21 protein-coding genes are annotated in these 26,257 nt (G+C 64.5%); 8 read left to right on the forward strand and 13 right to left on the reverse strand.

The annotated features are described in order from the left end of the window. Positions 1-149: 149 nt before the first annotated feature. The 5 genes from WDO72_12865 to WDO72_12885 form a co-directional block, all read right to left on the reverse strand. Positions 150-338, reverse strand: coding sequence for a hypothetical protein (locus tag WDO72_12865; protein ID MEJ0086571.1), 189 nt, complete (start codon positions 336-338; stop codon positions 150-152). A 201-nt stretch (positions 339-539) separates the two neighbouring features. After that, entirely contained in the window at positions 540-1,577 is a 1,038-nt protein-coding gene (locus WDO72_12870) for a DNA topoisomerase IB (GenBank protein ID MEJ0086572.1), read from the reverse strand. A 111-nt stretch (positions 1,578-1,688) separates the two neighbouring features. Next, positions 1,689-2,045 (reverse strand): DUF4180 domain-containing protein, encoded by a 357-nt coding sequence (locus WDO72_12875; GenBank protein ID MEJ0086573.1) that lies wholly within the window; start codon positions 2,043-2,045, stop codon positions 1,689-1,691. A gap of 14 nt (positions 2,046-2,059) precedes the next feature. Then, positions 2,060-3,061: a ParB N-terminal domain-containing protein gene (locus tag WDO72_12880; GenBank protein MEJ0086574.1), complete on the reverse strand. Its 1,002-nt coding sequence runs from the start codon at positions 3,059-3,061 to the stop codon at positions 2,060-2,062. Beyond that, on the reverse strand, positions 3,033-4,307 hold the full coding sequence (locus WDO72_12885) for an NAD(P)/FAD-dependent oxidoreductase (protein ID MEJ0086575.1): 1,275 nt from the start codon (positions 4,305-4,307) through the stop codon (positions 3,033-3,035). Before WDO72_12885 ends, WDO72_12880 begins: the two co-directional genes overlap by 29 nt. A 78-nt stretch (positions 4,308-4,385) precedes the next feature. Between WDO72_12885 and WDO72_12890 the strand changes: the two genes are divergently transcribed. Continuing rightward, positions 4,386-5,912 carry a fumarate hydratase gene (locus WDO72_12890; protein ID MEJ0086576.1) on the forward strand — a complete coding sequence of 509 codons (1,527 nt, stop codon included), beginning with the start codon at positions 4,386-4,388 and terminating at the stop codon, positions 5,910-5,912. Positions 5,913-6,031: 119 nt separating this feature from the next. Here WDO72_12890 and WDO72_12895 read toward each other — a convergent pair whose 3' ends face one another. After that, the gene (locus WDO72_12895) at positions 6,032-8,254 is read right to left on the reverse strand and encodes a PAS domain S-box protein (GenBank protein ID MEJ0086577.1); all 2,223 of its coding nucleotides are present in this window, start codon (positions 8,252-8,254) and stop codon (positions 6,032-6,034) included. Positions 8,255-8,665: 411 nt separating this feature from the next. Between WDO72_12895 and WDO72_12900 the strand changes: the two genes are divergently transcribed. Beyond that, positions 8,666-11,668 (forward strand): TonB-dependent receptor, encoded by a 3,003-nt coding sequence (locus tag WDO72_12900; protein MEJ0086578.1) that lies wholly within the window; start codon positions 8,666-8,668, stop codon positions 11,666-11,668. Between the two features lie 96 nt (positions 11,669-11,764). Here the strand turns inward: WDO72_12900 and WDO72_12905 are convergent, their stop codons facing one another. After that, on the reverse strand, positions 11,765-12,142 hold the full coding sequence (locus tag WDO72_12905; GenBank protein ID MEJ0086579.1) for a hypothetical protein: 378 nt from the start codon (positions 12,140-12,142) through the stop codon (positions 11,765-11,767). Between the two features lie 164 nt (positions 12,143-12,306). Here WDO72_12905 and WDO72_12910 point away from each other — a divergent pair, with 164 nt between their 5' ends. After that, complete coding sequence (locus tag WDO72_12910) at positions 12,307-12,792, forward strand: hypothetical protein (GenBank protein MEJ0086580.1); 486 nt, start codon at positions 12,307-12,309, stop codon at positions 12,790-12,792. A gap of 10 nt (positions 12,793-12,802) precedes the next feature. Here WDO72_12910 and WDO72_12915 read toward each other — a convergent pair whose 3' ends face one another. Together WDO72_12915 and WDO72_12920 are read right to left on the reverse strand one after the other, a co-directional pair. After that, positions 12,803-13,462: a putative 2OG-Fe(II) oxygenase gene (locus WDO72_12915; protein MEJ0086581.1), complete on the reverse strand. Its 660-nt coding sequence runs from the start codon at positions 13,460-13,462 to the stop codon at positions 12,803-12,805. Positions 13,463-13,531: 69 nt separating this feature from the next. Continuing rightward, complete coding sequence (locus WDO72_12920; protein ID MEJ0086582.1) at positions 13,532-16,510, reverse strand: TonB-dependent receptor; 2,979 nt, start codon at positions 16,508-16,510, stop codon at positions 13,532-13,534. A gap of 260 nt (positions 16,511-16,770) precedes the next feature. Between WDO72_12920 and WDO72_12925 the strand changes: the two genes are divergently transcribed. Next, positions 16,771-18,420 (forward strand): sulfotransferase, encoded by a 1,650-nt coding sequence (locus WDO72_12925; protein ID MEJ0086583.1) that lies wholly within the window; start codon positions 16,771-16,773, stop codon positions 18,418-18,420. On the opposite strand, the gene WDO72_12930 is transcribed toward WDO72_12925, so the two are convergent. From WDO72_12930 to WDO72_12940, 3 genes are all read right to left on the reverse strand, one after another. After that, the gene (locus WDO72_12930; protein MEJ0086584.1) at positions 18,417-19,700 is read right to left on the reverse strand and encodes an OmpA family protein; all 1,284 of its coding nucleotides are present in this window, start codon (positions 19,698-19,700) and stop codon (positions 18,417-18,419) included. The genes WDO72_12925 and WDO72_12930 overlap by 4 nt on opposite strands. 75 nt (positions 19,701-19,775) lie before the next feature. Beyond that, positions 19,776-20,276, reverse strand: a complete 501-nt coding sequence (locus WDO72_12935) for a DUF192 domain-containing protein (GenBank protein ID MEJ0086585.1) — start codon at positions 20,274-20,276, stop codon at positions 19,776-19,778. Continuing rightward, positions 20,254-20,865, reverse strand: a complete 612-nt coding sequence (locus WDO72_12940) for a hypothetical protein (GenBank protein ID MEJ0086586.1) — start codon at positions 20,863-20,865, stop codon at positions 20,254-20,256. Before WDO72_12940 ends, WDO72_12935 begins: the two co-directional genes overlap by 23 nt. A 48-nt stretch (positions 20,866-20,913) precedes the next feature. Between WDO72_12940 and glgC the strand changes: the two genes are divergently transcribed. Both glgC and WDO72_12950 read left to right on the forward strand, forming a co-directional pair. Further along, on the forward strand, positions 20,914-22,176 hold the full coding sequence (gene glgC / locus WDO72_12945) for a glucose-1-phosphate adenylyltransferase (protein ID MEJ0086587.1): 1,263 nt from the start codon (positions 20,914-20,916) through the stop codon (positions 22,174-22,176). Continuing rightward, the gene (locus WDO72_12950; protein MEJ0086588.1) at positions 22,169-22,633 is read left to right on the forward strand and encodes an LEA type 2 family protein; all 465 of its coding nucleotides are present in this window, start codon (positions 22,169-22,171) and stop codon (positions 22,631-22,633) included. Before glgC ends, WDO72_12950 begins: the two co-directional genes overlap by 8 nt. Here WDO72_12950 and WDO72_12955 read toward each other — a convergent pair. Continuing rightward, positions 22,571-24,079, reverse strand: coding sequence for a glycogen synthase (locus tag WDO72_12955; GenBank protein MEJ0086589.1), 1,509 nt, complete (start codon positions 24,077-24,079; stop codon positions 22,571-22,573). The genes WDO72_12950 and WDO72_12955 overlap by 63 nt on opposite strands. Before the next feature lie 56 nt (positions 24,080-24,135). Here WDO72_12955 and WDO72_12960 point away from each other — a divergent pair, with 56 nt between their 5' ends. Then, complete coding sequence (locus tag WDO72_12960; protein MEJ0086590.1) at positions 24,136-25,290, forward strand: serine hydrolase domain-containing protein; 1,155 nt, start codon at positions 24,136-24,138, stop codon at positions 25,288-25,290. A gap of 40 nt (positions 25,291-25,330) precedes the next feature. After that, positions 25,331-26,197: a methylated-DNA--[protein]-cysteine S-methyltransferase gene (locus WDO72_12965; protein ID MEJ0086591.1), complete on the forward strand. Its 867-nt coding sequence runs from the start codon at positions 25,331-25,333 to the stop codon at positions 26,195-26,197. Positions 26,198-26,257 lie beyond the last annotated feature (60 nt).

Genomic DNA, 26,257 nt, shown 5'->3' on the forward strand with positions numbered 1-26,257 from the left:
AGTCCGGTACGGCTCCGCGGATCGAATGGATAGACGCATGGACCTGTAGAAGCGTTGCATGCGTGGACCGTGATAAGCGACGAAGCGCCCTGGCGCATCGACGGGTAGAAAGGGGGCGGCCGAAAAATCCGGCCGCACTCCGCTTTTAGTTAACCCGCCACCGGTTCGATGGTCACCGAGGGCACCAGGATGGTGACGCTGGGCGTGAAGGAAGCGCGCGTTACCGCATGGGCGTTGACGCTCAGCAGCATCACCGCGGTGATGGCGATGGCGGCCGCGCTCGCGATCAGGTGTTCATGCGCGCGGTGCAAAAGATAGGCAAAACTAGAGCGTGACATGGCGAAAACTCCGGAAAAGGGTCGGAATGGGCGTCCCGGACACGTTTTTCACTCTTCGCAAACTGCCTGCGAGATGAATCCGGGGCTTGTCTATCGTCGTGCCATATAGACGCACGAGCCCGCGTGAGGGTTGCAATGAGTAACGAAAGATTCACGGCAGGCCGCCGTCTTCAGCCATCGCCCGCGGCGGGAAACCGGTGCCTATATCTGGGAATGTTTCAGCAGGGCCAGCAGCATCCTGGCGGCTCCACTCGATGCGACCTTGGTCGATTTTCCACGCGCGGGCCGGCGTAGCTTGCCGTCCTGCCAGGCAACGAAGACCGCGGGGTTGATGTACGACTTGCGGCAGACCGCGGGAGTGTTGCGCAAGCCGGTGGCGACATCCTTGATCACAGCATTCATGCAGCGGCGTAACGCGGCGTCGCTGCGCCGTTCCGGCAATGGAGTCTTGACGAGCAGCTGCAGTGCATGCAGGGTCGCGTGCCAGGTGCGGAAGTCCTTCGCCGTGAACTCCCCGCCCATGTTTTCGCGTAGATAGTCGTTCACCGCGCCCGAGTCGATCGCGCGATGACTGCCGTCATCGTCCTGGTACTGAAACAGGGCCTGGCCCGGCAACTCCTGGCAGCGGCGGACGAGTTTCGCGAGCCGCGCGTCGTCGATCGGCACGTCGTGCTCCGCGCCGCCCTTGCCGCGGAAGCGCAGCGACGCCTTCCCGCGCGCGGTGAAGCGCGCGTGACGATCGCGCAGGGTCGTCAGGCCGAAGCTGTTGTTGCTGCGCGCGTATTCGGCACTACCTACGCGCACCCGCGTCGTGTCGAGCAGTTTGACCACGAGCGCGAGAACTTTTTCGCGCGGCAATCCGGGAAGCCCGAGGTCGCGGCGCACGGCGGCGCGCAGCCGGGTCAATCCGCGGCCGAAACTCGACATGCGCGAATGTTTGCGGTCGTTGCGCGCGCTGCTCCAGTCCGGGTGATAACGGTACTGTTTGCGGCCGCGGGCGTCGCGGCCCGTGGCCTGCAGATGACCGCGCGAACTCGCGCAGATCCACACCTCTTCATAAGCTGGCGGGATCGCGAGCTTCGCGATGCGCGCTAGCGTGCGTGCAGCGCGAATGCGCCGCCCCGATGGTCCGACGTAGCGAAAGCGCGGCGCCGCCTTTCTGGGGCCGGGTAGTCGCACGCGTTGAATGCCGGGCGCGCGATCGGTGACGTAGACGAGACCTCGGGGTACGGGCGGCATGCGGCGAGCCTGATGGCCGCGGTGGGCAGCCGCTGTAGGTGCCGGCGACGTGCGGCGGAAAAGAAACTCGTCAGGCCTGACGGCGAATTCCCAGGGTGGGACTCGTTGCGCTCAGCATCTGGCGACGGGGTTGTACGCCAGCCATTGCCGCGCCTGTTGCGCGGAACTGAAAAAACGCACCGCACGGTTCGTGCGATGTTCGTAGGCCAGTTCGCTGAAACGACTGCCATACGCGGATGCGTCGGCGACCACGATGGCCAGCCGGGCGCGGTAGTTGACGAACTTCTGCAGGACTTCGCCCGCGAAGCCCGTTCGCAGGTCGAAGAAGTCCGGGCTCAATTGTTTCTCGTCGAGCACCAGGCCGCCGCTTTCGACGCTGGCCGAGAGCGCAGCGGAGATGTCGTTCAGCGCACGGATTTCCATTTCAGGGCCGGCGCCCGCTGCCACCGTCGGGGCGTCGTCGTTCATGAAACCTGGTGTGGTCACTCTGCCGACTCGGCGCCCGCGGCGACAAATGCGAGGTCGCTCATGTTCACCTTGCCCAGATCGAACTTCTTCGCCGCGGCCACCATGCGCAGCAACGCCTGCGCAATCGGCATCGCGGGCTTCTTGTCGCCGGCCTTCATCTTGTGGAAACGCACCGGGTTGATCCGCGCCACCACGTAGCTGCGCAGGTACGGCGACTTCATGCCGCGCGCCTGCAGTTCGGCGACGATGCGTTTCACCTCGTTGTCTATCTCCTGCAGGCGGGACGCATAGGCGCTGCGCTCGCGCAGCGCGGCGGGCAGTGGTTTGGTCGTGAGCCGGTCTACTTTCTTGAGCACGGGGCTGTACGCGCCGCCGCCAAAACGCAGGTTGGATTCGTAGACGAGGCCGAGCGTCAGCAGCTCCGCCGCTTCGAATTCGGCGGCCAGCGACGCCTCGGTGCGCGTGGGTTCGCGCTTGGCGAGGTTGCGTGCCATGCGCACGACCTCGAGCGATTTGTCCTTGAGGTTGTGCGCCTTCTCGGTGTTCAACGCGAGGATGCGATACGACAGCGATTCGTCGGGCGAGATCAACACCGTGATCTGCTTGAGGCCGAGCACCTTGGCCGCGGCGAGACGATGGCGGCCATTGGGCGTCCAGAAGCGGCCGTCTTCGCCGCGCACGACGATCAGCGGATCGAGAAAGGCCGCGGTCGCCTCGATGGCAACGGCCAGCCGCTTCGCATGCGTGGGCGACAGATCGCGCTGGAACGGCGTCGGTTGCACCGCGCCGAACGGCAGCGATGCCACCAGCAGCGGCCGTCCACCGAGCGGCTCGCGATAGGCGCCGATCGGCGCGCCGCCGGCCTTGCGCACGAGATCGACGACGGCGGCGATGTCCGGATGATCGAGCGGCAAGGCAACTTCGGTCGCGGACAGCCCGCGTGGTACGAGATTGGGCGCGAGCTTCGCGCGTTTGGTTTTCGCCTTCTTAGCCGGCGTTTTCTTTTTCGCTGCCATGGGTCACTCGTTCCGGTTCGTTGCCGAGAATGATGCGCGCACCGCGGGCGTAGGTGAAATAGGCCCAGGCCCAGTTGATGAGCACGATGAGCCGGCTGCGGAATCCGATCAGGAAATAGATGTGCAGCACCAGCCAGAACCACCAGGCCAGCGCGCCGGAGAAACGCAGCCGCGGCAATTGCGCGATGGCGGAATGGCGGCCGATGGTCGCGAGCGCGCCGAAGTCGGTGTAGTGGAACGGCGCGGTGGGCTGGCCGGCCATGCGCGCGAGGATGTTGCGCGCTGCCCGCGCGCCCATCTGTTTGGCCGCGGGTGCCACTCCCGGCACGGGCTGGCCATCCTGCTCGAGGGTGGCGAGGTCGCCGGCGACGAAAATCTCCGGGTACTGCGGCAGGCTGAGATCGGGCGCGACCCGCACGCGTCCCGCGCGGTCGGTCTCGGCGCCGAGTTGTTTGCCGAGCGGCGAGGCGGCGACGCCGGCCGCCCAGAGGATGGTGCGGGCCGCGACGCGCCGGCCACCGAAGACGAGGTAACCGTCGCCGATGTCCGTGACCGGTTTGCCCGTGTGCACTTCGACGCCGAGACGTTCGAGCTGTTGGCGCGCCTTGTCGGAAAGGGCATCGGTGAAGGCAGCCAGCACGCGCGGCCCGGCCTCGATCAGCAGCACTCGCGCCTTGCGCGAGTCGATGTGCCTAAAATCTCCGGCCAGCGTGTGACGCGCGATCTCGGCGAGCGTGCCCGCCAGCTCCGCGCCCGTCGGGCCCGCGCCGATCACGGCGAAAGTCAGGCAGGCCTCGCGTTCCGCCTCGGTGGTCGCGGCCTCGGCGCGTTCGAAGGCGGACAGGATGCGCCGCCGGATCACGAAGGCATCGTCGAGAGTCTTGAGCCCCGGCGCAAACGGCGCCCATTGATCGTGGCCGAAGTAGGCGTGGGTCGCGCCGCTCGCCACCAGCAGATAGTCATAAGGAATCTCGCGATCGCCCAGCGCCACGCTGCGCGCCGCGGGATCGATGCGTTGCACTTCTCCCATGATCACGGTGGCATTGCGCTGGTCGCGCAGGATGTGGCGCAGCGGCGCGGCGATCGAAGGCGCCGCCAGGCCCGCGGTCGCGACCTGGTAGAGCAGAGGCTGGAACAAGTGGTGGTTGCTGCGATCGATCAGCGTGATCTCGACCGGCGCCTTGCGCAGCTTGCGAGCCGCCCACAAGCCGGCGAAACCGCCACCGATGACCACGACTTTTTTCATCCCGCTCATGGGGAAAAGTTAACCGATATGAGACGTGCCCGCCGCGTTAAAATGTTTAATAGCCATGAAGCAAAAATCATGAAAGCCATACGCCAGGACGATCTCATCGCAAGCGTCGCGGACGCCTTGCAGTACATCTCCTATTACCACCCGCCGGACTACATTCGCGCGCTCGGGCGTGCGTATGAACTGGAGCAGTCGCCGGCGGCGCGCGACGCGATCGCGCAGATTCTCAGCAATTCGCGCATGTGCGCGGAAGGGCGCCGGCCGATCTGCCAGGACACCGGCATCGTGATGGTGTTCGCCAAGGTCGGCATGAACGTGCGCTGGGACGCGAAGCTCTCCTTCGAGGAGATGATCAACGAAGGTGTGCGTCGGGCCTATCTACATCCCGACAACAAGCTGCGCGCCTCGATCGTCACCGACCCGAACTTCTCGCGCAAGAACACCAGGGACAACACACCCGCCGTCATCCATACGCAGCTCGTGCCAGGCGACGAGCTCGAGATCACGGTGGCGGCGAAGGGCGGCGGTTCGGAGAACAAGTCCAAGTTCGTGATGCTGAACCCGTCGGATTCGCTGGTGGACTGGGTGCTGAAGACGGTGCCGCTGATGGGGGCGGGCTGGTGTCCGCCCGGCATGCTGGGGATCGGCATCGGCGGTTCCGCCGAGAAGGCGATGCTGCTCGCGAAGGAATCGCTGATGGAGCCCATCGACATGACGGAACTCAAGGCACGCGGGCCCGCCAACCAGACCGAAGAGCTGCGCATCGAGCTGTACGACAAGGTGAACGCGCTCGGCATCGGTGCGCAGGGGCTCGGCGGCCTATCTACCGTGCTCGACGTGAAGATATTCGACTACCCCACACACGCGGCCTCGAAGCCGGTGGCGATGATCCCCAACTGCGCCGCGACGCGCCACGTGCACTTCACGCTCGACGGCAGCGGCCCCGCGGTGCTCGAGACGCCGAAGCTGTCGGATTGGCCGAAGGTCGACTGGGCGCCCGCGGCCGACGCGCGGCGCGTGAATCTCGACACGCTCACGCCCGCGGAAGTCGCCAGCTGGAAGCCGGGTGAGTCGCTGCTGCTCAATGGCCGCATGCTCACGGGCCGCGATGCGGCTCACAAGCGCATCGCCGACCTGTTCGCGTCGGGTAAAGGACTGCCGCCGGGCGTCGATTTCCGCAATCGCGTCATCTATTACGTGGGTCCGGTGGATCCGGTGCGCGGTGAAGTGGTTGGGCCCGCCGGCCCCACGACCGCCACCCGCATGGATAAATTCACCGAGATGATGCTCGAGAAGACCGGCCTGATCGCAATGGTGGGCAAGGCCGAACGCGGTCCGCTCGGCATCGAGGCGATCCGCAAACATCGCGCGGCCTATCTGATGGCCGTCGGCGGCGCCGCCTATCTAGTGTCAAAGGCCATCAAGGCGTCGCGCGTGGTCGCGTTCGAGGAGCTCGGCATGGAGGCGATCTACGAGTTCACGGTCGAGGACATGCCCGTGACCGTGGCGGTGGATGCGAACGGGACCTCCGTGCATCAGACCGGGCCGGCGGAGTGGAGCCGGAAGATCGCCGCCGGAATCCCAGTGCGCGTCAGATGAGCGGTTCCGGAGGAAGTGGTGCCGGGGTGCAATTCTCGTAATTGAGCCAGCGCTTCGGCAAGCGCGGACGCCGGTTCAATTACGAGAATTGCACCCCGGCACCACTTCCTCCGGAACCGCTAGCTACCCTCCGGAACATCGTGCAGCCGCGGGAACCAGCAGCTGACCACGGTGCCGTGCGAGCGCGCGCTCTCGATGCGCAATGACCCGGCCATCATCTGCGCGCGGTAATGCATGATGCGCAGGCCCAGTCCCTTCGACTGGTGCACGGCCGGATTGAACCCCGCGCCGTTGTCTTCGATCCGCAGCAGCCCGCGCTCGCCATCGCAGCGCAGCGCGATGTGCACCTGTTGCGCCGACCCGTGCTGGGCGGCGTTGGTCACGGCCTCCTGCGCGATGCGGTACAGATGCAGCGCATTCACCGATTCGAGCCCGCTATCGAGCTTTTCATCCGCTTCGCATCGAACGTCGATATGGAACATCGCCGAGAGCCGGCGCGCCAATTCGTCGAGCGCCATCGACAATCCGCCGCGATCGAAAGTGACCGGCGACAAACCGCGCGCCAGCGCGCGCGTTGTGAAGATCGCGTCGTTCACCAGCAGCGCCACCTCCTCGATGGCGGGCGACAAGGCGGCCGCTTCGCGTTCGGCGCGATTTTCGAGCCCGCGCAGCAGCAGCGCGATGCCGGTCAGTTCCTGTCCCAATCCGTCATGCAGGTCGTTGCCGATGCGTTGCTGCTCGCGGTTGCTGGCTTCGAGCACTTCGCGTTCGAGCTGCCGTCGTGCCGTCGCATCCTGCAACATGGTCAGCCAGAAGCGTTCGCCGCGCAGCACCAGCGACGTGATGGCCGCTTCGACGAACAATGCGTTTTCGCCCTCGCGCGCGCCATGCACGGTGAGCTCGCTAACTAGCGGCGCGCCGGACCGCGCGCCGGCCTGATCCGCGGATTCGGCAATGCGCCGATCGAGCGGCGGATCGCAGGGCAACTGGTCGAGATGTTTGCCGATGAACGAACCCGAAACGATCCGGAACATGCGGTCGAAGGCGGGGTTGGTCATGCGGATGACTCCACCGCTGTCCGAAAGCACCGCGCCTTCTTGCATGACCTCGATCGCCAGCGCCTGGCTGCGCAGCACTTCTTCGCTGGTCTTGCGGTCCGTGACGTCGTGCACCACGCCGATGAATCGTGTCACGTGGCCGTCGGCGGAGACTACCGGCTGGTTGGCCAGGTGGACCCAGCGGGTCGCGCCGTACATGGTCTTCAGCGCCAACTCCATCTCGGTCCGTTCGCCGCGCCGCAGCTTCTGCCGCCGCTGCAACGCCCCGGCATAATCGGCGGGCAGGAACACGTGCCGCCAGCCGAGCCGGTTGAGATCCTCGAAAGTGCCACCGAAGAATTTGTCCCAGCCCGGGCTTGCCCAAACTATCTGCGTCTCGCCTCTCTCATCCACGGTGGCTTCGTAAACGAAACCGGATGTGAGCTCGGCCACCGTGCGGTAACGGAATTCGCTCTCGCGCAGCGCATCGGCGGCCTGCTTCCGCTCGGTGATGTCGGTCGCCACGCCGACCAGGCGCGTGAATTTGCCGGTGGCAGGGTCCGCGATCGGACGATTCTTCACCTCTATCCACCGCACCAGCCCATCGGCGCGACGGATCTGCGCGGTGAACTCGATGGTCTCGCCGGTCAGGTATCGTTGCGCGCGCGACTGGCTCTGCGCTTCCCAATTCTCGCCGGCGACGAAACTCTGCCAGCCGCGGCGGCGGTATTCCTCGTCGCTGCAGCCGTAGACGCGTTCCGCGCCCAGCGTCCACTCGAGTTCGTATTGTCCCTGCGCGTTGACGAAATATTCGTGCACAGCACCGGCCGACAGGTCGGCGACGCTGCGATAACGCGCGTGGTGCAGCGCGAGGATGCGTTCGTTGGCCTTGCGCCGGCTGATGTCGCGCGAGTGGGCGATCACGCCGCGCGCCGCGGGATTGGCCAGCGCGTTTACCGCGACGCTCTCGAGCCAGATCCAGCTTCCGTTGCGATGCTGAAACCGGTATTCGAAACGATTCAGCTCGGGTTGGTTGTGCTTCGCCGTCAGAATGCTGCGAAAACGATCACGCATGGGCGTTGCATCATCCGGGTGCAAAAAATCTATTGCGTTCCGCCCTAACAACTCGGCGACGCTGTAGCCGAGATAACGCCCCACCGCCTCGTTGGCATAGGTAATCGCGCCGGTCGCATCCTGTACGGTGATGATTTCAAGGGCATATTCGGTGAGCGCGCGCAGCCTGGCATCTGCCCCATCCGCTGATTGGGGAGCCGCGCGAAGATCTGCTGGCGTGAGCGCGATCATGGTGTGCGGCAATTCTATCGATGAACGCCATGGGTAATGGGCGCCTTACGGGCCTCTGAAATCGCGTCGGCAACGCGGATCATGCCGGTTGCCTCCTTACGACACGTGCCGCCGGGGAATGCCCTATTAAGGTGCCCTTGCCGACCAACTGCATGATTTGTATACGGATGAACTTAGATAAATTCATGCGCGCAAATCTGCCGGGTGTGTTGTTCTCCGCGCAACTCGTGCTAGTCTCGCCGCCATTGCAGGAGTTTGACGCGTTTCGTGGGTTCCGAAACGCAGGCCATCGATCACGCGGTGGCTGCGTGAGCTATTCCGTGCGGGTTCTCGGAAATCCATATTCGGCTCAATCCCTCTTGTAACCCGGTGCGCGGTGCGCACCGGGAACAAAATTTGGGGACGAAAACAATGAAGAGTCTGAAATCTTTCCCTCGTAATCGACTGGTCAGCGTCGGGGTTCGCCGCGCGCTGCTGGTAGCCGCCGCGGCTGCCGGCGCGTTGCCTGCCTCGCAGGTCTTCGCGCAGGAGCAGGCGCTCGAAGAAGTCATCGTTACCGGTTCGATCCTTCGGCGCACCGACGCGGAAACCCCGTCGCCGGTCACCGTCATCAGCGCCGACTCGCTCGAAGAGCGCGGTATCAATACCGTCTCCGAAGCGCTGCAGCGTCTTTCGGCCAACAACGCCGGAACCATCCAGGCGGGCTGGAACACCGGTTTCAACTTCGCCAGCGGCGCGACTGCGCCGGCCCTGCGTGGTTTGACCGTGCAGTCGACGTTGTCCGTGTTCGACGGCCAGCGCATTGCGCCCTATCCGTTCGCGGATGACGGCCAGCGCAACTTCGTCGACTTGAACACGATTCCGAGCGCGATCGTCGATCGCATCGAAATCCTGCGTGACGGCGCATCGTCCACCTACGGCGCAGACGCGATCGCGGGCGTGATCAACGTCATCACGAAGAAAGAAGTTCAGGGGTTGCATTTCGGCGGTTCGACGGCGTTGTCCGAGGACGGCGGCGGAGACGAAAACCGGATCGATCTCACCTGGGGTCACGGTGACCTCGAGAGCGACGGCTACAACTTCTACATCAGCGGCGAGTACCAGAAGCAGGATGTGCTCTGGGCGCGCGACCGCGGTTACCCGTTCAACAGCACCGACTGGAGCCGCCAGTGCGGACCGACCGGCAGCTGCATGCTCAATCTCAATTACAACGGCATCACTGCCGAGACCGGAAGATTCCTGTTCACTTCCGTTCCGGGCATCAGCATGGTCCGGCACGTGACCTCGGCCGCCGGTAACGTCGGTGCGGGCGACTACGCTTTCCTGAATCCGGCCGATTCGGCCTGCGAAGGCGGGGTTGCGCAGAACATCACTGCGGTGAAGGGCACTCAGCCTGCGCCGCCGATCGTCTGCACGTTCGACCAGCAACACGATTACCTGATGCTGCAGCCGGAAATCAAACGCACAGGCCTCTCCATGCGTTTCACGACCAACATTGGCGAAGACGCGCAGTTTTACGCCATGGGCAATTTCTACAAGACCGACACATTCGCGTCGCTGACGCCGCTGGCGTTCAACGGAGCGTTACCGCCGCCGAGCCCGGATACCGCGGGCGCAGCCAATGTGATCCTGCCGACGTACGTCTGCTCTGCGGGCGTCGGCACGTTCAACGCCGTCGGCACCGGTTGCGACGCAACCAACGGCTCGCTCAATCCTTACAACCCCTACGCCGGGGCGGGTGAACGGGCGCAAATCCTGCTTCGCAACAAGAATGGCCGCACCGTGGAAACCAGCTCTCGCGCCGTTCGTGGTGTCGCGGGTATCGATGGTTCCTTCGGTGATTCGTGGCACTACTCGGGCACTTTCACCACATCCGAGGTGGGTCTCACGCTCATCCAGAACAACTACATGATCCCGCAGCGGATCTGGGACGTGGCGGCACAGGGTACGTTCAACTTCGCCGATCCCGACGCCACCCCGCAGGATGTTTGGGATTACATTGCACCCGAGAACAACACGTACTCCGTGGCGAGACTCTGGCAACTCCAGGGCACGATCAGCAAGGAAATCGTCGACCTGCCCGGAGGCCCGCTGCAGGCGGCGGTTGGTGTCGCGTATCGTGAGGAATCCATTGATCAGCCGAGCGCCAATCCTGGAGCTCCGTCGGCGCCCTATACGCGCTACTACAGCGTCAATGCGGTGGGTACGGCGGGTTCGCGCGAAGTGAAGTCCGGCTTCTTCGAGTTGTCCGCGCCTGTCCTCAAGCAGCTCGAACTGGCTGCCTCAGGTCGTTTCGACGACTACTCGAGCGGCCAGTCGAACTTTTCGCCCAAGTTCGGATTCAAGTTCACTCCGTTCGAGCAGCTCGCGATTCGTGGCACCTGGTCCAAGGGTTTCCGTATTCCGAGCTTCAATGAGAGCTTCGGTCTGCCCACGACGGGATACGTCACGGCAGCGGTGGATTGCGAGGCTTATGCGGCGTTTTGCGACGCGCATGGAGGCCCCGATTCGCCGTATGTGACCGGCACTTACAGCTTGGGTCTGACGTCGGTCGGCAACCCCGAGCTCGATCCGGAAAAGTCGACGTCCTTCACGGCGGGCCTGGTTTACGAGCCGATCCGAAACGTGAGCTTCACGCTTGATTTCTGGCGTATCGAAGTCAGGGACTTGATTACGAGCATTACGGATACGACCCCTGCAGAAGAGGCGTACTACTCGAGCACCGACGGTCAGGTGGATATCCCGGGTATCTCAGTCCGTCCGGGCGTTCCCGATCCTTCGTTCCCGAACGCGTTGCCGTTGCTCGGCTTCGTCCAGACGTCGTTTGCCAACCAGAACAAAGAGGAGCTCAGTGGCATCGATCTCGGAGCGAACTTCACGTTCCCGCTGGGCGACACGGTAACGCTGCGAAGCGCTCTCGAGGTGTCTTACCTGCAGAAGTTCGACCTTACGCATGACGGTCAAACGGATGAGTACGCCGGTACGTTGAGTCCTTGCAACATCACGTCCTGCTCGGGCGCGCCGAAATATCGCGCCACCTGGCAGAACACGGTGTCATTCGGTAGCACTGACGTGACGCTGACGGGGTACTACACCAGCGGCGTCGACACCGTCGCGCTGGACCTTGGCGGCATCCCGGGTGAATGCGAGAGCAATATCGGCGCCGAGACTGCAGGGTATGCCGACGGGTCGCCCGTGGCGTGCAAGACGAAGGCGATCTGGAACGCAGATCTGACCGTTCGTCACACGTTCCAGGAGAAGTACACGGTGTATGCGGACATCCTCAACGTGTTCGACATCGAGCCGGACTTCGATCCCGCCGCTGCTTACGGCATCTTCGGGTTCAACCCGGCGTGGAGTGGCCCGAACATCATGGGCCGTTACTTCCGCGTCGGCGTGAAGTTCGACCTGTAAGCAATAGTTAGTTGATGTTGACCGGGGCGGCTCTTTAGTGAGCCGCCCCTTTTTTTGTCCCGGCCTTCCTCGCGCGCGGCGGACTGGCCGGTCCATCTAACGGTCGCGCTTGACCCGGGTCGAAACGCCGTCCCGCGTGACGAGCACGTACGAGCCCAGTGTCGCCTTCCTCAATGTGATGTTGTCGCCGACCGCGACGCGCACGTCGCTCTTGTTCTGCGACTGCGACCAGACCGTACCGTTGTCGAGAGTGACGATGAACCGCCCGTTGCTGCGCACACTCAACTGCACGACCGTCGCGGGAATGACCGTGAACGACGGCACGCGTTCTTCCTTGCGAGCCTCCTCGCGAGTCCAGCCCTCCCCGGTACGCGGCTGTAATACACCCGGGGGCGGATTTTCTCCCGCGAGGGCATCGGCAGGCGTGATACAGAGCCCCAGGAACAAGACCGCCACGTGCGTGGAAGAACGCATTTCCGCAGCGTACGCCCGTCGGGAGAGGACCGGGAACGGCTCGTCGCAACGTGTGACCCGACGGGCGCAAACCAGTGGGCTCGCGACCAGGGCGGTTGGTGGTCCCGGGCAGCCCGGACTACCATGCCGCGCAGCGCCGGATGGCATGCGTAGCGGGAGTTTTCATGCGTAAGCACGCGATTGCAGTAGCGGCGATCTTGTCAGCTGCCGGCGCCAGGGCCGATGCGACGGATGCGCAGGTTCCGGTGGAGCTGCGCAGTTGCATCACCATCAAGCGCAATACCGAGCGACTGGCTTGTTTCGATCGTGGCATCGAAGCCTTGCGGGGGCTGGCGATCGCAAGCGCTGACGCACCGGGCGCAGAATCGAGTTTCGGACTGTTCGCGCAGGCGCGGACGCAGGGGAATGCCGACGGCCCCGCGCGCGCGGATGTAGAAGCACTGGGCGCACGCGTCGTGGCGATCGCGAAAGCCGCCGATGGGTCCGCCATCCTCGAGCTCGACAACAACCAGAGCTGGCGCCAGATCAGCGGCAGCGCCACGCTGTTGCTCAAGATCGGCGACGCCGTGGTGATCCGGCGCGCGGCGCTCGGATCGTTTCAACTGTCGACTCCCAACGGCCGGACGGCGAAAGTGAAGCGCGTGCGCTAGGTCGCGACGGTCAAAGCGTTTCCTTCGTTCCGAACCAGCAGTTGAACGCCACGGTGATGCGCTCGCCGTCGCCTTCGAACGGCTTGACGTCGTGCAGCACGCCGGATGGGAACAGGACCAGATGGCCGGCTTCCATGCGCAGACTGCGCAAGCCGCTGGCAAAGCCGCCGCTGAAGCGCGCGTTTCCGGCATCGACATGCATGTGCGCGGCCAGCATCGGGCTCACGAAAGTCAGTGCTCCGCTGTCGCGTTTTTCCGCGCCCGAGCTGCCTGGATCGACGCAGTACACGCCCGACCAAGTTGCGTTTGGATGGTTGTGCAGCCCGAAGAAGCCACCGCGCCGCGTGACGTGAAACCAGGCATCGTTGTAGATGAGGAGCTGCGCACGAAAGGCCGCGTCATATCCGTTGAGGTCGCAGACCACTCGCAGCAGTTCCGACCAGCAGAATTCCTTGAGTTCCTGCACCGGTTCGTCCGGCCAGCGGAACAGATCGAAACGGCTTTCGAAAACCGCCGCGTTGCGCTGCGTGATCGGCCGCGAGTTCGCATACGTCGCGCCCCCGCTTGAGCGCTCCAGGAACAGCGCACGCAGCCTGGCATTCAGGGACGCCGGATCGGGATGGCGCGCGAACGCAAAGGGGACGGCGAAAAACGGGACAATGTCGGCCATGCACCGAGTTTAACCAGAGTGAGAAAAAACGGCGGGCCGGAGCCCGCCGTTCGAGCGAGGAATTCCCGGTCAGAACTCCGCGCCGATTGTCAGGAACACCTGGCGGCCGAGCGCATCGTAGGCCTGCGGCCACGTGTTGCCGTTGCACGGACCGGTCGGACAGGTGCTGCTGCCGTTGAGCGGCGGATCCTTGTCGAGCAGGTTGTTCGCGCCCAGGCGCACGGTGTACTTCTCGAACAGCGTCACCGCAGCCGACAGGTCGACGTAGCTGCGCGCTCCCAGCACCTGGTCGGTGGGCAGCGGACCTGTGCTGAGCTCACCGAACAATGCGAGGTCGGGGCTGAACTCGATGTCGCGTTTCGCCTCACCGTAATAGCGCCACCCCAGGCTCACGTCGATTCCGCTCCACGGCGTCGTCCAGGTGACATCCGCCTTGTGGCGCCACTCGGCGACCGGCGCGCCATTCGGAGTGCCCGAAGTGCAGATGCCGCCGTACAGACCGACGCAGTCGTAGCTGAAGCCGCCGCCCAGCGTGGTCTCGAACTTGTCGAGATACGTGCCGACCATCGACAGGCGCAGCTTGCCCGCATTCCCGATTTCGAAGCCGTAGCTCACGTCGACATCCACGCCGCTGGTTTCGATCTTGCCGAGATTCTCGAGCGTGTCGACGACGAAGCCCCCGGTGGACTCCCACAACGATCCCTGCGGATCGCGATTGACCTTGCCGCAGGCCGTCGCATCGGCGGTCAACGCGCAGGTCAGCAGTGTCAGGTCCGCGTTCGGTTGCTGGATCGGGTCGTCGATCTTGATCGAGTACCAGTCCAGGTTCACGCGCAGCCCGGGCGCAAAGTCCGGCTGCAATTCGATGCCGAAGGAAATCGTGTCCGCTTCCTCCGGTTTCAGATCGGCATTGCCGCCGATGAACCCGTTGTACTGCGCGGCCGGGTTGGCCTCGAGGTTGCCATACTGGCCGGCGGTCACGCCCGTGTTGGCGCACTGCTCGGGTGTGAGGCCCGGGTCATCGCCGGTGCAGGGATCGATCGTGCCGTCGAGCGACACCTGCTGCGTCGCGAACAACTCGTAGATGTTAGGCACGCGCACGGCGTGCTGAAAACTGCCGCGCAGGCGGATCGAGTCGATCGGCGACCATTCGAGGCCAGCCTTGTACGTGTTGGTGCTCGCCTCGAACCCACCCGAATAGTCCGAGTAGCGATAACCGAGCTCCGCCGACAGCGACTTGGTGATCGGCACGCGGCCCTCGAAGAAGATTTCCTTCGCGTTGTAGGAACCCGCGAGTGGCAGGGTCGCGCCACCTTGCCCGGCGCCATCGCCGGCGATGTAGTTGCCGTCCGGCTGGAAGTCGGTTTCGACTTCGCGGTATTCGGCGCCGATGTTGATCATCACGCCGTCCTCGGCCGAGCCGAATTTGAGGCCGTACTGACCGAGGTCGCCGGTGAACGAGGTCTGCACGACGCGCTCGGTGACTTCACCGACCGAGATCAGCGGAATCTGTACGTAGTCGAGTTGCGCCTGGTCGATGGCGCCGGGTGTGTACACGTTGTACGGAACGCACAGCGGGTCCGTTCCGTTCACGGCCGAGCGGCACGCCGGCTGGCCGGTGAGCGGATCGGTGATGACATCGAGAGCGCGGCCCGTGCGCGCGATCGAGAAGTCATTGTTGTACGTGTTGCTGATGCGCGAGGTTCCCTGGAACAACGACGCGTCGTAAGTCCACGCTCCGGTCAGCGCTCCCTTGACACCGATGCCGCCGCGGTACGCCTCGTGATTCAATTCCTGCGCGCGGCCGCCGCCTTCTATGTTGCGGCGGCGGAATTCGATCTGCGTATCGTCGTCTGCGGTGAGGCCGAAGTCGCCGCAGAATGCCGCGAATTCCGCGTCGCCCCACAGCGGGTTGGCGCAGCTCACGGTGTATTTCTGCAGGAAGATTCCGCTCGGCGCGATCTGGGAATTCGATTCGTCCTTTAGGAACATGAACTCGCCGTAAACCTCAGCGTGTTCGTTCATCTCGAAATTGAGGAAGGTGCCGGCGGTGTAGCGCTGATTCGGGCGCTGGTAGTAATTCAACGGGCCGAAGTTGTACGGAATCGGAGTGCCTTCGCCGAAGTTGAAGTCTTCGTCGTACGTGTAGTTCGTGACGAAGGGATGCAGCGGATCGTTCGGGTCGACCGAGCGGAAGCGGACCGGGAACGCGGTACTCGACCCGCCGCATTCGAACGTATCGCCCGAGTTGTAGGTGCAGGAGCTGTAGTCGTACGAGCTCTGCAGCACCGGGTCGGTATCGCGATACGTGGCGTAGAACGTGGCGTTGCCGCGGTCGTCCGCGAAATTCGAACCGACCGTGAAAGAGAACGTCTTGTCGTAGCCGCGGTTGACGGTGCCGCCCGGCAGTTGATAGCCGGCCTCTTCGACGACCTCCTGCGACTTCTTGTCGTCGTTCCTGTGGTTGTAGAAGCTGTAGCCGCCGTTGATCCGCACGCCTTCGAACTTCCTGTTGATGATGAAGTTCACCACACCGCCGACCGCATCGGCGCCGTACACGGACGAAGCGCCGCCGGTCAGCAGCTCGACGCGCTCCACCAGTGCCGTCGGGACCATGTTGATGTCCGAGGCGAAGCCGGTGCTCGTACCCGAACTACCCGGATCGCCCGGGCCAAGACGGCGGCCGTTGATCAGCACCAGCGTGCGATTGGAGCCGAGGCCGCGCAGGTTGACGGTCGCGGTACCGTTCGATCCGTTCGAAACATTGGCGCCCTGCGAGGAGAACACCTGCGGAAGTTCGTTGATGATGTCTTCGATCGTGCTGCGGCCCGTGCGCGCGACCTCTTCGGCCGTCATCGACGTGACCGGGCTGATGCTCTGCAGATTCGGCGAGACGATGCGCGATCCGGTCACGACGACGGTTTCGACCACATCGGCATTTTCGGCGGCTTGATCCTGCGCCACGGCGCTGGTGATTCCGCCGGTCACGCAGGCACCCATGAAGAGTGCGCGGCGAACGGCGCGGGCGATCTCGGAGTTGTGAGTCACGGTAATCTCCTGAAACTTTTGATGAATTGGAAAGCGTGTCGCCGCGCAGCCGACGGTCAGTCGTTGCGCTTCAACAACTAGTCCCCTTGTACGACGCATGCATTAATTGCCGATCCTAGTGGCGAAATAGTAAACACTGTTGTTAAGGTACAACGCTTCGGTCTGGCGCAAATGTTCGACGGCTCGTCGACTCTTGCCGATCAGATAGACGTCACGGCCGTCTCATACCGGTCGATTTCCTGCCAACGGAATTGCCGCTGATGAATTCATCAACCGATGTCGGAACGCTGCGCGCGGTCAGGGACGCGCTGCGGGAATCCGGCGCCAGCGTTGCCGCCGAACTGGCGCAACGCGCCATCGGTCAGGGCACGGTGCATCCGTTCCTGTTCAACGTGGTCGCGTTACAACTGGAAGCCGACGGGAAGTTGTCAGACGCCGCGGAGAACCTGCGGCGCGGTCTCGCGCTGGCCGACGACGACGTGGGTTGCCTGCATGCGCTCGGTCTGCTTGCGCTGCGGCTCGAGGAGCCGGACGAGGCGCGCGCCTGTTTCGAAAGGGTCGTCGAGCTGCGGCCGGAATTCGCGCCTGCCCACGTCGGCCTGGGCCAGGCACTGGAAACCGCGGGATTACTGCCGGCGGCCGAGGCGCGGTTCAAACATGCGCTGGCGTTGCAGCCGGGCAATCTGCTCGCCGAAGCGGGGCTCGCGGCCATTCTCGGGCGGCGCGGCGCGCATGCCGCGGCGCGCGAGTGCGCGCATCGCGTCCTGTCCGCGCAGCCTAACTATCCGCCCGCCGCGCTGGTGGCGGCCGAATCCGACATCGCGCTCGGCGAAGCCGCCCGGGCCGAAACCGCGCTGCAGCGCCTGCTGGCGGATCCGCGACTCGACGCGGTGGAGCGCTCGCTGGCCTTGAGCGTCCTGGGAGATGCATTCGACCGGCAACGGCGCGAGGCAGAGGCGTTTGCCACGTATGCGGAGTCGAACCGCCTGCGGCACGCACACTACGCACCCAGGTTCGGCGCACGCGGCACCCTGCAGTACGCCAATGACCTGCGTGCCTGGTTCCGCAGACATCCGCCGCGCGATCTGCTGTCTCTGGTGCCACCCGAGTTGCCGCCTTCGCCGGCGAGCGGACACGTCTTTCTGATCGGATTCCCCCGATCCGGCACGACGCTGCTCGAGCAGGTGCTGGCGGCCCACCCGTTCGTGGCAGCGCTCGAGGAGCGCGAGACATTGGCGGAGGCCGTGCGCGAGTTCATGCGGACTCCGGCCGACCTCGCGCGGCTCGGCCTCGCGACCGAAGCGCAGCTTGCTCCGCTGCGTGAAAACTACTGGCGGCGCGTCGCGCAGGCCGGTGTCGTCCTGCAGGGCAATGTGTTCGTCGACAAACATCCGCTCAACGGGCTCAAACTACCGCTCATCGCGCGGCTGTTCCCCGGGGCGCGCATCGTGGTCGCCTTGCGCGATCCCCGCGACGTCGTCTGGAGCTGTTTTCGCCGGCGCTTCCGCATGAGCGCGCCGTACTACGAACTGCTCACGCTCGAAGGAGCTGCCGGTCTGTATGACGCGGTGATGGATCTGACCCAGGAATTGATTCCCGCGCTGCAGCTGCGCGCGTATTCCATCCGGCTCGAAGCGCTGGTTGCCGACTTCGATCGTGAAGCCGCGGGTGTTTGCGATTTCCTCGGCCTCGAATTCAACCCGCAGATGCGTGAATTCGCGGCACGCGCCCGCGGCGTGGCGACGGCGAGCGGCGCGCAGATCGCGCGCGGGCTCAACACCGCGGGCACGGGTGAATGGCGCCGATATGCCACGCAGCTCGCCCCGGTCCTGCCGGTGCTCGAGCGATGGGTCGCGCACTTCGGCTACGGGGCGGCCACGGGCGCCGCCCCCTCGAAGCCGACTGGTTAGTTCAGCACGCGCAGGACGACGCGCCGATTGTCCTGGCGCCCGGCATCCGTGGTGTTGCTCGCGATCGGCTGCCGCTCACCGTAACCGCGCGAGGTCAGCGTGTTCGCCACGCCGCCATCCTGCAGGTACTTGAGCACCGTCGCGGCGCGCCGCGCGGACAGCTCGAGATTGTAGGCGTCCGAGCCGCGGCTGTCGGTGTGACCGGCAACCTCGATCCGGATATCCGGATATCGCTTGAGTGTCGCGATGGCGCCTTCGAGCACCGGAATGCTTTCCGGCAGCAGGTCGGCCTTGTTGGTCTCGAACACCACGCCGGGTAGTTTGATCTCTTCCTTGAACGAGCAACCGATGGCGTCCACGCGATCGCCCTTGGGCGTGTCCGGGCACTTGTCCGCGCTGTCGACGACGCCGTCTGCGTCGCTGTCGAGTTCGCAACCCTTCTCGTCGACCTTCGCGCCGGCGGGTGTGTTGGGGCACTGGTCACGGCTGTCACCGACCCCATCGCCGTCGCTGTCGAGTTCGCAGCCGGTGGCATCGACCTTGGCGCCCGCGGATGTGCCCGGGCATTTGTCGATGTCGTTGGTCACGCCGTCGCCATCGTCATCCTGCGGCAGCGGGCAGCCGTTGCTGTCGACCGCGGTGCCGGCCGGCGTGTTGGGGCACTTGTCCAGATCGTCGGTGACGCCGTCGCCGTCGGTGTCGAGCACGCGGCGCACGGGTGTACCGCCCCACGCAAACTGGATGCCGAGACCGGCGACGTAGTCGACGGGATTGTCGACCGAGGACTTGTGATCCGTGATGCTGCGGCGCGCACCCAGGTCGGCGCGCAGCTGGATGGCCGTGCCGTCGCTGCGCGGAGCGCCGAGATCGATCAACAGGCCGACGCCGTACAGCGCGGCGAGATTGGAATCGTCATCGCCCGGGCTCTCGTCGCTCTTGACGTGTCCGACTCCGACGCTGAGAAAGGGATTCACGCGGCCTTCGCGATAGAACACGCGATTGAGCGACAGCGCGAGGCCGCGCAGGTCCAGCGAGGCGTTCCCCGGCTGGTCGTGTTTGGACGCGAAGCCCGACAGCTGCAGATCCCAGTCCGGATTGAGCGTGCGGCCGAATGCCAGCGTGTAACCGGCGTCGTCGTCCGCGACGCGTGCGTCATCGAGCCACAGTGCATTGACCTCGGGAGCGATGTACCAGCTGCCAACCGGCGCGCCAGCCGATGCAGTTCCGGTCGTGAATGCGGCGGCGCACGCTGCCAGCATCAGAGTGCCGATTCTCTTCATGGTTTTGCTCCCCTAATAATCCCTGGTGAAGTGGCGGCGATCATATCCGACACCCCCTTGCAGGGGATATGAGCTCTAGTGAGTCAGGAGCGCGGAATGGATTACTCGTTGCCCCGGGTGCAGTCCGAGTCTGCGCGCCTCACCACCCGCAATTTCGAGCACCGCGAGCGCGGGATCCTTGCTGCGAATGATGTCAAGAGAATGTGGCTTCGTCTGTTCGACTATCTGCTGGATGTGGCCGCGCGCATCGATGAACACCATGTCGAGCGGGATGTAGGTGTTCTTCATCCACATGCTGATGGGCTGCGGCGACTCATGCACGAACAACATGCCGCGCAGGTCGGGCAGGCCGCGTACGAACATGAGTCCTTGCGACTGCCGTTGCGGATTGTCCGCCAGCCAGACCTGGAAAACATGTTTGACCTTCTTGCCCTCGCTGATTTCGAGCTTGCCGCTCGGAAATGACGCGAGGTCTTCGATCGGTCCGCTCTGCGCGAAGGCCCCCGCACCCAGGACGAGGCAGAACGCGCCGAGCAGCGCGCGGCGCAGCAGATCAGGGTGTCTTGGTTGTCGCATCGCGGTCATCGTCTCCGAATTCTATGCGACCTGCAAAATCGAAACTGGTGAGGAAGACCCGCTCCCCGCGCGACAGGCTCGTGGCCGGCCCCAGGCAGAATCCGCGCGCCACCACGCGGTAGATGGCCCGGCCCTCGCCGAGCGTTTCAACGCGCTGCTGCATCAGTTTGTCCACCGTGCATTTGTCGTCGCCCTGAGTGGCGAAGACGCGTTTTTCGCCTTCGAACAGAATGGTGACGTTGGTGCGTAGCGCCTCGCCATCGCGGCCTTCGCCGACGCCGCCGATGCCGAACACCATGCGGATGCGCCGCCCGTCGCCCCGGTCGGGGCCGGCGATGCTGACGCGTACGCCATTGCCGGAAGGCCTCGGGCCGCCTTCGCATTGCATCTGTGCGTTCTGCCAGTCGAGATCGAGTGTCAGCGCGCCGCGCATGCGCGCGCGCAGATAGCCGTCGCCCGCCGCGAAACAGCCGCCGTTGTCAGCCGCCGGGGCCGGCGCGTCGGACGAATTTGCAGGCGGAATGGCCGACGCGTCGTGAGTGAAAATGAGCGCCGCTGCGAGACCGAGATACCAAGCGCGATGAGGCATGCGTGTACGGTAGCACGCGCTCTATACTGCAAAAAAACAGAGGTTCAGATGGCCAAACGTCCCGCACGCGCAACTTCCGGCCGCTACGTGAGCCGGCTCACCAGCGGCACACTCGCCGTCATCATGGCGGGTGGTCGTGGTGAACGCCTCAAGGGACTCACCGAACATCGCGCCAAACCCGCGACGCCGTTCGGCGGCAAGTTCCGCATCATCGATTTCGTGCTGTCTAACTGCGTGAACTCCGGCATCCGGCAGATCACCGTGCTCACGCAGTACAAGGCGCAGTCGCTCATCCAGCACATCCATCGCGGCTGGGGCTACATGCGCGGCGAGTTCGGCGAGTTCGTCGAGGTGATCCCCGCGCAGCAGAAGACCGGCGCGCATTGGTATCGGGGCACGGCCGATGCGGTCTACCAGAACATCGACGTCATGCATTCGCATCGGCCGAAACACGTGCTCGTGCTCGCCGGCGATCACATCTACAAGATGGACTACGGTCCGATGATCGCCTACCACGTCGAGAAGGGCGCCGACATCACGGTCGGAGTGGTGGAGGTGCCGATCGTCGAAGCCAAGGAGTTTGGCGTGCTGACCGTGACGGAGTGGAATCGCGTCACGCGCTTCGTCGAAAAATCCCTGACTCCCGATCCCATGCCGGGCCGTACCGATGTCGCCCTGGCTTCGATGGGCATTTATGTGTTCAACCCGGAGCTGCTCGAGAAGCTGCTGCTCGAAGATGCCGCGGACGAGAAATCCAAGCACGATTTCGGCAAGGACATCATCCCCAAGGCCATCGAGAAGCTGCAGGTCTTTGCCTATCCATTTCGCGACGTTAAGACGCGTGCGCAGTCTTATTGGCGCGATGTTGGAACAATCGACGCCTTCTACGAGGCGAATCTCGAGCTCGTCTGGGTCAATCCCGAACTCAACATCTATGACGAAGACTGGCCGATCTGGACCTACCAGGCGCAGACGCCGCCGGCCAAGTTCGTGCTCGATGAAGACGGCCGCCGCGGAGTCGCGATCAATTCGCTGGTGTCGGGCGGCGCGATCATCTCCGGCGCCACGGTTCGCGAGTCACTGCTGTTCTCGGGTGTACGCGTCGAGGAGCGCTCGGTCGTCGAACGCTCGGTCATCCTCCCTGACGTGCTGATCGGTCAGAACTGCCAGGTCCGCAACGCCATCATCGACGCGGGCTGCGAACTGGCGAGCGGAACGCGTATCGGCTTCGATCCCGCAGAAGACGCCAAACGTTTTCTCGTGACCGAAAAGGGTGTCGTGCTGGTGACGCCGGACATGCTGCATGCGTGATCGCCTGCCGCGCCGGGCGGCTCTGCTCGCGATCGCGTGCCTTGCATTTGCCGGCTGCGGTGCGTTACCCAAACTCGAGGCGCCGAAGCTTTCGGTGGTGTCGATGAAGATGCAGAGCGCGGACATTTTTTCGCAACGGCTGCAGGTACGCATGCGCGTGCTGAATCCCAACGCGCGCGAGTTGCCGATCAAGGGCATCGAATACCGGATCGAGGTCAACGATGCGCAGCTGGCGCAGGGCCTGACCGACACACCTTTCGTGGTGCCGGCGATGGGCGAGGCGGAGTTCGATGTGCAGGTAACCGCGAATCTCGCCGGCGCTCTGGCCAAGTTCCTGGCGCGGCGCGGCGGATCGCAGGACACGCTCGACTACCGGCTGATCGGCAGCGTCGCGTTATCGAGCGGCTTGCTGCGGCGGATTCCGTTCGATGAGCGCGGCAGCGTCAAGCTGAAGTAGCTCGGCGAAGAGTTTCAGGTATTCGTCGGCCTGGGTCTCCCAGGAAAAATCGCAGACCATCGCGTTCTGGACCATGCGTTCCCACAACGCGGGTTGCAGGTACCACTTCATTGCCGTGTCGAGCGCCCAGGCCATCGCCGTCGCATCGAAGTCGTTGAACACGATGCCCGTGCCGGTGCCCGTCGCCGGGTCGAAGTGCGTCACCGAATCCGCCAGCCCGCCGGTGTGGCGCACGATCGGCACCGTGCCGTAGCGCAGGCTGTACATCTGGTTGAGCCCGCAGGGCTCGTATTGAGACGGCATGAGGAATGCGTCGCTCGCACCTTCGATCCAGTGCGCCAGGCTTTCATCGTAGCCGCCGTAAAACCAGGCGCGGCCCTTGTACCGGGTAGCGAGGCCCGAGAAGAATTTCTCGTAGACGGCATCGCCGTTGCCGACCACCGCGACACGCACGTCGTTGTCCTGCAGCAGCTTCGGCAAGGTATCGGTCAGCAGGTCGAAACCCTTCTGCGGCGTCAGGCGGCTGACGATGCCGAACAGCGGCACGCGGCCGCGCGTGGGAGTCATGCTCTGGCGCAGCAGGAAATTGCGCTTGAGCTCGGCCTTTTTCACAAGGGTTGCCGGATCGAAATGGATCGGCAGATAGTGATCGTGGCGCGGGTCCCACTCTTCGTAGTCGACGCCGTTGAGGATGCCGCGCACCGCGCCGCCGCGCGAGGCGAGCGCCTGTTCCAGCCCCATGCCGTAACGCGGCGTGGTGATCTCGCGCGCGTAGGTCGGGCTTACCGTGGTGACCGCATCGGCATGCAGGATGCCGGTTTTCAAGGCGTTGATGCCGCCGGCCTTGAGGTCGTCCTGGTGCAGTAGATAGACATCGGCGCCGAGATCGAGATCGCCGACGTCGGTGGCGGAGAAGCCGCCCTGGTAGCCGATGTTGTGGATGGTCATCACGGATTTCGTACCGGCGAACACCGGATCGTTCCGGTAGTTCGAGCGCAGCCACAACGGCGCGAAGGCGGCATGCCAGTCGTGCGAGTGGACGATGTGGGGTTTGAAATTCATGCGCCGGCAGCATTCGAGCGCGGCGCGGGTCAGCACCAGGAAGCGGCGATGTTCGTCAGGGTCGTTGGTGTAGAGCTTGGGGCGGGCGTACAAAGCGTCGGATTCGATCAGGTAGACGGGCGTGGCCGAGCCAGGCAGCAGGGCGCGCCAGATGTCCACGATGTATTCCCGGCTGCCGGTGCGAATGGCCAGGCCCTGCAGACCCTCGACGCGCCTGACGTCGAGATTGGCACGGGCGATCTGCGCATAAAACGGCACGAACAGCCGTACATCGTGGCCATTGGCGGTCAACTTGCGTGACAGGGCGCTGGCGACATCGGCCAGCCCGCCGGCTTTGGCGAGGGGAACGACTTCCGACGCGATGGCGCAGATGGATAGTTTCACGGGCGGGCATTCTAGCCATGTAAGCCCGCTGGTAGCATGGCGCCAAGTCTCTTCCCATGCATCGCGTACTCATAATCCTCACGGCGATCGTGCTCGTGGTGGGCTCTCTCGCCGTCGGTACCCTGACGGCAGACCTGCCGTTTTGGCGACGCGCCTTCGATCTGCCGCTGGCGTCGAGCGAGAACTACTTTCCGACCCTCGATGTCGGCCGGCCCGCCACGGGCGCGGTCACGGCCGTGGACCCGGCGCGCAATTCGGTGGAGCCCGCGGCCCTCGCGGCCGCGGCGGACTCCGCGCGCGCGGCCGGCGCCGCCGCCTTGTTAGTCGCGCGGCGCGGGGAGCTGCAGTACGAGGAATATTTCCAGGGCGGTGACGGCTGGCGCGCGCTGCGGCCGGCCGACTTCCTCGCCCGGCCGCTGGCCGCGTTGGCGGTGGGCATGACGCTCGCCGATGGGCGCGTCAAATCGCTGGACGATCGGCTCGCGAAATACCTGCCCGAGTGGCAAGGCGATCCGCGCGGCCGCATCACGCTGCGCCAGCTGTTGAACGAAACCAGCGGTCTCGCGCAAGGCGCCGACGCCGCACGGGTGCTCGGATCGCATCCGTTTGCCGACTGGTCGCGGCTGCCGGATTTCGCGACCGCGCGCGGCGTGCGCTTGTTGTTAGGCAACGATTTCGAGAGCACCGCGCTCGCATTCGAGCTGCACCACGAACCCGGCGGATTCTTCAACCTGTCGGCGGTGAACACGCAACTCGCGGCCGTCATCGTCGAGCGCGCCGCGGGCCTGCCGTACGAACGATTCCTCGAACGGCGGCTGCTCGCGCCGGCCCACCTGTTCCACATCCAGTTGCAGATGGACCGCCGCAGCGGCATGCCGGCCGCGCATTGCTGCCTGCGCGCGGTGGCGCGCGACGTGCTCGCCATCGGCGAGCTGTTGCGCAATGACGGCGCGGCCGCGCAAGGCGGGCGCGTGTTGCCCGTGGGTTGGGTGAAGGAAATGCTCAAGGGATCGCGCGCGAATCCGGAGTTTGGCCTGCAGCTGGAACGCATGAACGGCGCGCAACTGGAGATCTGGCATCTGGGCGGTGAACTCGGCGGAGCCGTGTGGATCGTGCCATCGCGGGATCTCACGGTGGTGGCTCTCGCGGATCGCGACGTACGCCTGGGCGACGCATTGCTTGCGCCGCTGCTCGGGGCGCTGCGCAAGTAACGGGTCGCGCCCCGGCGCGCCGGTCCGCAGAATGTGGGCCATGGATATGAGAGCCACTTCCGTCACCGATGGTTTTGTCGACAGCCGCGAATTCGCGCGCATGACGCGCGCCATCGAATTCATCGAGCACGAATTCCAGCGCCAGCCCCGGCTCGCTGAAATCGCCAGACACGTCGGCCTCTCCGGATTTCATTTCAACCGGCTGTTCCGCCGCTGGACGGGACTCACACCGAAGCAATATCTCGGTGAGGTCACGAGCCGCGCGGCCCGTTCCGCCTTGCACAGTGAGCCCTCGGTTCTCGATGCCGCCCACGCCGTGGGCCTGTCCGGCGGCGGACGATTGCACGATCTGACCGTGACGCTGGACGCCATGACGCCGGGCGAATTCCGCGCGCATGGCGAGGGCGTGCACATCCGGCATGGAGTTACCGACTCGCCCTTCGGCTCGGTGTTCGTAGCGGAAACTCCGCGAGGTTTGAGCCGCCTGGCGTTCGTGGACGGGCGCGGCGCGGCGGCCGAGCTGCGCGAGTTGCGCGATATGTTTCCCAAGGCGCGGTTCGAGCGCGATGACGCGCACGCGGCAGAGCTCTCGCAGATCATCTGGGGTAACAAATCTGCAACCTTGCCGCTCGCGGTCTGCGGTACCAATTTTCAGGTGCAGGTGTGGCGCGCATTGCTCGAACTCGAACCGGGCGCTACGGTCTCATACAGCGCGTTGGCCCGGCAGCTCGGAGTTTCGAAGGGAGCACGCGCCGTGGGTAATGCGGTGGGCGCCAACCCGATCGCCTGGGTCATCCCCTGTCATCGAGTGCTGCGAACGGGTGGTGCGCCCGGCGGATATCGCTGGGGCGTCGCGCGTAAACAGATGATTCGCCGCTGGGAAGAACGGCGCGTCGGGGTGTCATAACTTTTTGATTCCGTTGATGTGCCGGCATGTTGGCGGTGCCATAATTGCCGCCCGCAAAAA

The organism is Pseudomonadota bacterium, assembly GCA_037200975.1.
Classification (GTDB): Bacteria; Pseudomonadota; Gammaproteobacteria; order Steroidobacterales; family Steroidobacteraceae; genus CADEED01.

Bases quoted from the DNA above. Each gene is read 5' to 3' on its own strand.
- WDO72_12865 (MEJ0086571.1), bottom strand. From the start codon at position 338: ATGTCACGCTCTAGTTTTGCCTATCTTTTGCACCGCGCGCATGAACAC.
- WDO72_12870 (MEJ0086572.1), bottom strand. From the start codon at position 1,577: ATGCCGCCCGTACCCCGAGGTCTCGTCTACGTCACCGATCGCGCGCCC.
- WDO72_12875 (MEJ0086573.1), bottom strand. From the start codon at position 2,045: ATGAACGACGACGCCCCGACGGTGGCAGCGGGCGCCGGCCCTGAAATG.
- WDO72_12880 (MEJ0086574.1), bottom strand. From the start codon at position 3,061: ATGGCAGCGAAAAAGAAAACGCCGGCTAAGAAGGCGAAAACCAAACGC.
- WDO72_12885 (MEJ0086575.1), bottom strand. From the start codon at position 4,307: ATGAAAAAAGTCGTGGTCATCGGTGGCGGTTTCGCCGGCTTGTGGGCG.
- WDO72_12890 (MEJ0086576.1), top strand. From the start codon at position 4,386: ATGAAAGCCATACGCCAGGACGATCTCATCGCAAGCGTCGCGGACGCC.
- WDO72_12895 (MEJ0086577.1), bottom strand. From the start codon at position 8,254: ATGATCGCGCTCACGCCAGCAGATCTTCGCGCGGCTCCCCAATCAGCG.
- WDO72_12900 (MEJ0086578.1), top strand. From the start codon at position 8,666: ATGAAGAGTCTGAAATCTTTCCCTCGTAATCGACTGGTCAGCGTCGGG.
- WDO72_12905 (MEJ0086579.1), bottom strand. From the start codon at position 12,142: ATGCGTTCTTCCACGCACGTGGCGGTCTTGTTCCTGGGGCTCTGTATC.
- WDO72_12910 (MEJ0086580.1), top strand. From the start codon at position 12,307: ATGCGTAAGCACGCGATTGCAGTAGCGGCGATCTTGTCAGCTGCCGGC.
- WDO72_12915 (MEJ0086581.1), bottom strand. From the start codon at position 13,462: ATGGCCGACATTGTCCCGTTTTTCGCCGTCCCCTTTGCGTTCGCGCGC.
- WDO72_12925 (MEJ0086583.1), top strand. From the start codon at position 16,771: ATGAATTCATCAACCGATGTCGGAACGCTGCGCGCGGTCAGGGACGCG.
- WDO72_12930 (MEJ0086584.1), bottom strand. From the start codon at position 19,700: ATGAAGAGAATCGGCACTCTGATGCTGGCAGCGTGCGCCGCCGCATTC.
- WDO72_12935 (MEJ0086585.1), bottom strand. From the start codon at position 20,276: ATGCGACAACCAAGACACCCTGATCTGCTGCGCCGCGCGCTGCTCGGC.
- WDO72_12940 (MEJ0086586.1), bottom strand. From the start codon at position 20,865: ATGCCTCATCGCGCTTGGTATCTCGGTCTCGCAGCGGCGCTCATTTTC.
- glgC (MEJ0086587.1), top strand. From the start codon at position 20,914: ATGGCCAAACGTCCCGCACGCGCAACTTCCGGCCGCTACGTGAGCCGG.
- WDO72_12950 (MEJ0086588.1), top strand. From the start codon at position 22,169: ATGCGTGATCGCCTGCCGCGCCGGGCGGCTCTGCTCGCGATCGCGTGC.
- WDO72_12960 (MEJ0086590.1), top strand. From the start codon at position 24,136: ATGCATCGCGTACTCATAATCCTCACGGCGATCGTGCTCGTGGTGGGC.
- WDO72_12965 (MEJ0086591.1), top strand. From the start codon at position 25,331: ATGGATATGAGAGCCACTTCCGTCACCGATGGTTTTGTCGACAGCCGC.